8 protein-coding genes and 1 pseudogene are annotated in these 6,703 nt (G+C 68.4%); 7 read left to right on the top strand and 2 right to left on the bottom strand.

From position 1 onward, the window contains the following. Window positions 1–56 precede the first annotated feature (56 nt). The gene (locus BO39_RS30725; RefSeq protein ID WP_169742899.1) at window positions 57–485 is read right to left on the bottom strand and encodes a cupin domain-containing protein; all 429 of its coding nucleotides are present in this window, start codon (window positions 483–485) and stop codon (window positions 57–59) included. 110 nt (window positions 486–595) lie between these two features. Between BO39_RS30725 and BO39_RS28720 the strand changes: the two genes are divergently transcribed. Next, window positions 596–1,519, top strand: coding sequence for a LysR family transcriptional regulator (locus BO39_RS28720; protein ID WP_156964130.1), 924 nt, complete (start codon window positions 596–598; stop codon window positions 1,517–1,519). Between the two features lie 238 nt (window positions 1,520–1,757). Here BO39_RS28720 and BO39_RS28715 read toward each other — a convergent pair whose 3' ends face one another. Then, a complete protein-coding gene (locus BO39_RS28715) occupies window positions 1,758–2,279 on the bottom strand; it encodes a DUF6428 family protein (RefSeq protein WP_043840211.1) in 522 nt (173 codons plus the stop codon). A 43-nt stretch (window positions 2,280–2,322) separates the two neighbouring features. On the opposite strand from BO39_RS28715, the gene BO39_RS28710 reads away from it, so the two are divergent. The 6 genes and pseudogenes from BO39_RS28710 to BO39_RS33405 all read left to right on the top strand — a co-directional run. Then, window positions 2,323–2,679, top strand: a complete 357-nt coding sequence (locus BO39_RS28710; protein ID WP_043840209.1) for an ArsR/SmtB family transcription factor — start codon at window positions 2,323–2,325, stop codon at window positions 2,677–2,679. Continuing rightward, window positions 2,676–3,113 (top strand): arsenate reductase (glutaredoxin), encoded by a 438-nt coding sequence (arsC, locus tag BO39_RS28705; protein WP_043840207.1) that lies wholly within the window; start codon window positions 2,676–2,678, stop codon window positions 3,111–3,113. The genes BO39_RS28710 and arsC overlap by 4 nt, the downstream gene beginning before the upstream one ends. Beyond that, window positions 3,110–4,183, top strand: coding sequence for an ACR3 family arsenite efflux transporter (gene arsB, locus BO39_RS28700; RefSeq protein ID WP_245615465.1), 1,074 nt, complete (start codon window positions 3,110–3,112; stop codon window positions 4,181–4,183). Before arsC ends, arsB begins: the two co-directional genes overlap by 4 nt. Next, window positions 4,180–5,370 (top strand): MFS transporter, encoded by a 1,191-nt coding sequence (locus tag BO39_RS28695; protein WP_043840205.1) that lies wholly within the window; start codon window positions 4,180–4,182, stop codon window positions 5,368–5,370. Before arsB ends, BO39_RS28695 begins: the two co-directional genes overlap by 4 nt. A gap of 79 nt (window positions 5,371–5,449) precedes the next feature. Further along, window positions 5,450–6,157: pseudogene (locus tag BO39_RS28690) on the top strand (TSUP family transporter); the annotation flags it as partial. Between the two features lie 90 nt (window positions 6,158–6,247). Beyond that, window positions 6,248–6,703: DDE-type integrase/transposase/recombinase (locus tag BO39_RS33405; protein ID WP_156964128.1), on the top strand; the 456-nt coding region annotated here is incomplete at its 3' end.

The following is a 6,703-nucleotide window of genomic DNA, read 5'->3' as shown; positions in this document are numbered from 1 at the left end:
AGGGCACCTCGCTCCCTCAGGAGCTTATCCGAGGTGGCCACCATCACAGGGGAGAGTCAGCTCATGCTGACGCCATACTGCGCACAGATCGCCACGATCTCTGGTGGCGTCAGCCCGCCCGCTGCCGCGCGACCGACGCGGTCGAAGTGGCGGAACATTTCCACAGCCTGGAGCCCTGGCCGGGCCATGACGAGGAAGCGCACGGTGGCAGCCGTGTCGTTCCGGAACCCGTGTTGCGAGCCACCGGGGAGCTGCACCGTTGCCCCTGGCCCGACCCTCCGCTCACCCAGTTCGCCAAGGATAGTCAGCTCGCCCTCCAGCAAGAAGAAGACTTCATCATCCCCCGCGTGGATATGTGGCGGCACGAAGTAGCCCGGTGGGATTATGTGCTCGCCCAGGAACAACCCATGCAGAGCTGGGTCCGCCTTCACCACCATCGTCCCGCCAAACACGTCGAGCACCTCGCCGCCTCCGGCTTCGGTCACCCCAGCATCCTGCTTCACAACGTCCAGCATCTCGTTCTCCAGCTTCCAGAGGGCCCTTCGCCCCGCCCAGCCATCTTCCAGACCTGTCCGCGAAAGGGCAGCCAGTGCTTGTGGACACGCTGTTCACTCCAGCGAACAATGCGCTTATGCGAGCTTTCCTCGGCATCGAAGCCTTCATCCGGGTGGTGGAAACCGGCAGTATCACTGCCGCCGCCGACCGCCTGCAGACCGCTAAGTCCTCGGTCAGCGAGACGGTGCGCGCTCTGGAGGATCGTCTCGGCGTTCGTCTGCTGGACCGCTCCACGCGAAAGGTTCGTCCCACTGAGGCCGGTCGCGCATTCTACCTCCGGTGCCTCCGTCTACTGGCGGACGAGGAGGCCGCCCGACTGGAAGCCCAGGCTTGGCAAGCGACACCGGCGGGTCGGCTGCGGATCGCCTCCCCCGAGTGCTTCACCGCCCGTCATCTCATGCCCGGCCTACCCGCCTTTCTCTCCGCTCATCCCGCAGTCGAGGTTGAGCTCGTCGAGACTGCGGCCTCCGCTCAGTTGGTTGAGGACGGTTTTGACCTCGCCATCCGCATCGCCGAAGCACCCGCGCCCGGCCTCGTCGTTCGACGCCTGGCTACGTCCCGGGTCGTTATCGCCGCGTCTCCCGGCTACCTTGCCGAGCGGGGCACCCCGATCAAAGCGGCCGATGTGGCGGCGCATCGCTGCATAGGCTTCTCGCCGCTGCCCTGGAGGGACACCTGGCGGCTTGGGGAGAACTCCGTGCCAGTCCGGCCGGTACTTCTCACCGACAACGCTGAGTCGCTTCGCGCCGCCGCGCTGGCTGGCGTCGGCCTGGTCGCCATACCCGACTGGGCAGTATCCGATGCCCTCGCGTCGGGCAGCCTGCAGCGCGTGCTGCAAAGTTACGACACACCGGCGAGCGGCATCTTCGCCGCCTATCCCACAAACCGCCTCATGGCGCCGAAGGTGCGCGCGTTCGTGGACCACGTCGCGGCCTTGTTGCGCGAACGCGGGTTGCCACCCTGAAGGTGAGTTTGGGTGGGCGTCTGCGTAAGCCCTCAACCCAGCTCAATCATTCCTCCAGCCTGCTCCACGTATGTTCACCACCGACCAACGACCGTTGATCGGTGGTGAACACCCCATCGGCAAAGGAAAAGGCAAGTGACGCAGGTCCGCTTTGCACTCATCCCGGTCATCAGTATGCCATTGCTGACATCCCAAATGTGGAAACCGCTGCCACCCTTCCCGGCGTATGGGCGGCTGGTCAGCAACATCCGCCCGGCGGCCTGCAGCAGGCGTTGGCCTTAGCCGCTTCCTGCTCAGCCCGGTGCCGCGGCTTGCAGATGGCGGGCCGGGGGCCAAGCTCGATCACCACGCTCGCGGTCTCGATCCGGATGCGTTGGACATCGAAGACCTGCATAGGACGGCCGGGCGGGCCGACCTCGAAGGTCAACCGGCTGCCTGGCTGGAGGCTGACCCGGGCAGCCACCTTCTCCAGGATCGCGAGGAACTTGCCGACCTCCATGTGCCCCGGCCTCTCCGTCGAGGCGGGCAGGTCCTCCACCTGCAAGATCGTCTCCTGCCAAGCGTCCGGGTTCCCGCCGCAGTCCAGGGTGACAAAGGATCCGGCCTTCACCTCGGTGATGTGGTAGCCCGGCTGGACCATCCGCCCGTCGTAGCTGATGACCAAGCGACGGGAGCCGTGCGGCGCGAGGGCGTCCAGCACCGCCACGAACGAGGCGTCTCCTTGGAAGCCGAGCGTCAGGGGCAGAGCAGGCGCGTTCATCTTCTCTCTTACATCTCAACGTGTCTTGACATATTAAGAGGCCATGGATGAAACGCAAGCACTCGATGCCCTCGGCGCCTTATCGCAGGAGACCCGCCTCCGGATCGTGCGCCTGCTGGTGACGGCGGGGCCGGACGGCATGGCCGCCGGTGCAATCGGCGAGGCCATGGGCGCCACCTCCTCGCGCCTGTCCTTCCATCTCACTCACCTCGAGCACGCGGGCTTGGTGCAGTCGCGGCGGGACGGCCGGTCGATCCGCTACTCGGCCGTCTACGACGCCCTGTCCGGCCTCATCGCCTTCCTGATGCGGGACTGCTGCCAGGGCCACCCGGAGGTCTGCACCCCCGCGGTCGCCGCCCTCTCGGCCTGCGCCTGCCCTTCCCCGGAGCCTGCGGCATGACCGTCACGATCTTTCACAACCCGGACTGCGGAACCTCCCGCAACGTGCTCGCCCTCATCCGGAACAGCGGCGAGGAGCCGGAGGTGGTCGAGTACCTGAAGACCCCGCCGACCCGGGACGTCCTTGCAGACCTGATCCGGCGCATGGACATCCCGGTCCGCGACGTGCTGCGCGAGAAGGGCACGCCCTTTGCGGAGCTGGGCCTCGGCGATCCAGCGATGACCGACGACCAGCTGCTCGATGCGATGATGGCGCACCCGATCCTGATCAACCGGCCCATCGTGGTGACGCCGCTCGGCGTGCGCCTGTGCAGGCCGTCCGAGGCCGTCCTCGACCTCCTGCCGAACCCGCAGCGGGAGGCCTTCACCAAGGAGGACGGCGAGAAGGTCATCGACGACCAGGGACGCCGCGTGTCCCCCGGGAACGCCGCATGAGCGCGGCCACCGAGGGCGAGGCGGCCATCGGACGCCGCCGCGCGTCGATGGGCACCTTCGAGCGCTACCTGACCCTCTGGGTCGCCCTCTGCATCGTCGCGGGCATCGCGCTCGGCGCCCTGCTGCCCGGCCCGTTCCGAGCGCTCGGCCGCATGGAGGTGGCCCAGGTCAACATCCCGGTCGCCCTGCTGATCTGGGCGATGATTGTGCCGATGCTGCTCCGCGTGGACTTCGCCGCCATGGGGCGGGTCACCCAGCACTGGCGAGGCATCGCCGTCACGGTCGGCATCAACTGGCTGGTGAAGCCCTTCTCCATGGCCCTACTGGGCTGGCTGTTCATCGGCTACCTGTTCCGACCCTGGCTGCCCGCAGGGCAGGTGGACAGCTACATCGCCGGGCTGATCCTGCTCGCTGCAGCGCCCTGCACCGCCATGGTCTTCGTGTGGTCCCGCCTGACGGACGGGGATGCCAACTTCACCCTGTCCCAGGTCGCGCTGAACGACGCGATCATGCTGGTAGCCTTCGCGCCGGTGGTCGGCCTGTTGCTCGGCCTCTCCGCCATCACGGTGCCCTGGGACACCCTGTTCCTGTCGGTCCTGCTCTACATCGTCCTGCCCCTGGTCGCGGCGCAGCTCTGGCGCCGGTCGCTGCTGGCCTCCGGCGGCGAGGCGGCCCTCCAGCGCACGTTGAAGGCGCTGAACCCGGTGTCGCTGGTGGCCCTGCTGACCACCCTGGTGCTGCTGTTCGGGTTCCAGGGCGAGCAGATCCTCGCGCAGCCGCTGGTGATCCTGCTGCTCGCGGTACCCATCCTGATTCAGGTCTACTTCAACGCGGGCCTGGCCTACCTGCTGAACCGCCAGTGCGGCTCCGCACACAGCGTCGCCGGTCCGTCCGCCCTGATCGGCGCCTCCAACTTCTTCGAGCTGGCCGTCGCGGCGGCCATCGCCCTCTTCGGGTTCGAGAGCGGCGCCGCGCTGGCCACGGTGGTTGGCGTGCTGGTCGAGGTGCCCGTCATGCTCTCGGTGGTCCACATCGTGATGCGGACGAAAGGCTGGTACGAGCGCGCATGAAGGTCGCGGAACTGGCGCGGCGCCGGGGGGTGGTCATCACCACCCTCGGCATCACGCAGACGCTCGCCTGGGGGTCCACGTACTATCTCCCGGCCGTCTTCGCGGATCCGGTCTGCGAGGCCCTGGGCCTGTCGCGCGCCTGGTTCTTCGGCATCTTCTCCGGCGCGCTGCTGCTCTCCGGCTTGGTCGGCCCGACGGCCGGACGGCTCATCGACACCTACGGGGGCCGGGACGTCCTGGCGGTCTCCAACCTCGTCTTCGCGGCCGGGTTGGCGCTGCTGGCCTGGGCATCCGGGCCGGTCGCGCTGGGCCTGGCCTGGGCGGTGATCGGTGTCGGTATGGGGTTCGGGCTATACGAGGCCGCCTTCGCGACGGTGACCGGCCTGTACGGGCGCGATGCCCGCAACGCGATCACCGGCATCACTCTCTTCGCGGGGTTCGCCAGCACGGTCGGGTGGCCCGCCAGCGCCTTCATGATCGACGCCCTGGGGTGGCGAGGTGCCTGCCTCGCCTGGGCCGTCCTGCACCTGGCCGTGGCCCTGCCGCTGAACCGCTTCCTTGTCGCCAAGGCACCGCCTCCCCCTCCAGCCACGGCCCCGGCCGACGCGGCGCCCGGCGGTGTACCCTGGACCATGGTCATCCTCGCGGCCGTCTTCGCCGCCACGACCTTCGTCTCCACGGCAATGGCCACCCACCTGCCGCGCATCATCGAGGCGCTGGGGGCGGCTCCGACCGCGGCGATCTTCGCCGCCTCCCTGGTCGGACCGGCACAGGTCGCCGCCCGAGTGGCGGAGTTCGCCCTCCTTCGGAAGGCGTCGCCCCTTGTCACAGCGCAGCTCGCCGCGGGCCTGCATCCCGTCGGTGCGGCGCTGCTGGCCTTCCTGGGCCCTGTTGTTGCCGTGCCCTTTGTGCTGCTGCACGGTGCCGGCAACGGCCTTCTGACCATTGCGCGGGGGACGCTGCCGCTCGCGCTCTTCGGACCAGCGGGCTACGGGCTGCGGACGGGCTTGCTGGCGGCTCCGGCGCGCCTGCTCCAGGGCGGGGCGCCGCTCCTCTTCGCGCTGGTGCTGGACACGCTCGGTCCGCGCGTCGCCCTCTTACTGTCCAGCACCCTCACCATGCTGTCCCTGCTCGCGCTCCTCCTCCTGGCATCTCGGACCCACGACGCGAGGTCCATCGACTCGTAACGGCTGAACAGTCCTGGCCTTGGCGACGCGATGTATCCAGCCGAGCATACCGCCATGAGCACATCCACCACCGTGGACGCCCGCAGCCTTCGGTGGTGGCGCCGTGATCGGCGGCCTGATCGGTCTGGGCGGGGCCGAGTTCCGCCTCCCACTCCTCATCGGCCTGTTCGGGTTCCGGGCCTTGGAGGCCGTCATCCTGAACGAGGCGATGAGCCTCGTCGTGGTCGGTTCGGCGCTTACCTTTCGAGCCGCCACGGTACCCTTCGGGGGCGTCGCCGCGAGCTGGCCGATCCTCCTCAACCTGCTCGCCGGGAGCCTGATCGGTGCCTGGTTCGGGGCGGGATGGGCGACACGGCTGCGCTCGGAGAACCTGTATCGGATCATCGCCGGACTGCTGGTGGCCATCGCCGCGGTGCTGGTCGCCGGGCACGGGATAACCGGAGGACAACCGCTGTTCACCGGCGTGGCGCAGGCCGCGTTTGTGATCGGTATCGTCGCCTCGATCCTCGGCGTTGCCGGGAGCGAGCTGCTGATTCCCACTCTGGTCCTCCTCTCCGGGGCGGACATCAAGCTGGCGGGCAGCCGGTCCCTCGCGGTGAGCCTGCCGACCATGCTGGTGGGCTTAAGCCGCTACAGCCGCGACCAGAGCTTCGGGGTCCTCGGCCGAAAGCGACCTTCCTGCTGGTCATGGCTATTGGGGCCATCGCTGGGACCTTCATCGGCCGGCGCCTACTTGGGCCGATGCCGGACGGGGTGCTGCTGCCAGCCCTGGCCGTGCTTCTGCTGATCTCGGCCTGGAAGGTCTGGAACCACAAGTAGCGGTCCGCTCCGAAAGCGGTTGGTTTCGGAAACTCTCGCCAGGGAACTTGGCAAGACGATGTCTGTTTCCGCGGCTGCGGTACTGAGAGCAGAACTGCCGCTATCGGCCAAACACGGTCACGCCTGCCACGTCCCGTCTCGCCGCCGTCCACGCAGCGCCTCGCCGAGGAAGGTCTGTAGCTCGTCCCTGCAGGCCGAGGGGCATGGGGTGAGCCGGAACCGGGTGGCCCGCCTGATGCACCGCCACGGCATCCGGGTGCGCACCAAGCGGCGGTTCCGGGTGACGACGGACAGCAAGCATGCCTTCCGGCTCGCCCCGAACCTGCTTGACCGCCCGTTCACGGCCTCCGGGCCGAACAAGGTCTGGCTGGCCGACATCACCACCATACCCACCGGCGAGGGCTGGCTGTACCTCGCTGTCGTGCTCGACCTCCCCTCGCGCAAGGTGGTCGGCTGGGCCATGCGCGACACCCTGGCCCAGGAGCTGACGCTTACCGCCCTGAGGATGGCCATC

Source organism: Roseomonas aerilata DSM 19363, from assembly GCF_000711725.1.
Classification (GTDB): Bacteria; Pseudomonadota; Alphaproteobacteria; order Acetobacterales; family Acetobacteraceae; genus Roseomonas; species Roseomonas aerilata.
Note: the sequence above shows the minus strand (reverse complement) of the source record. Positions and strands in the feature narration are given on the sequence as shown.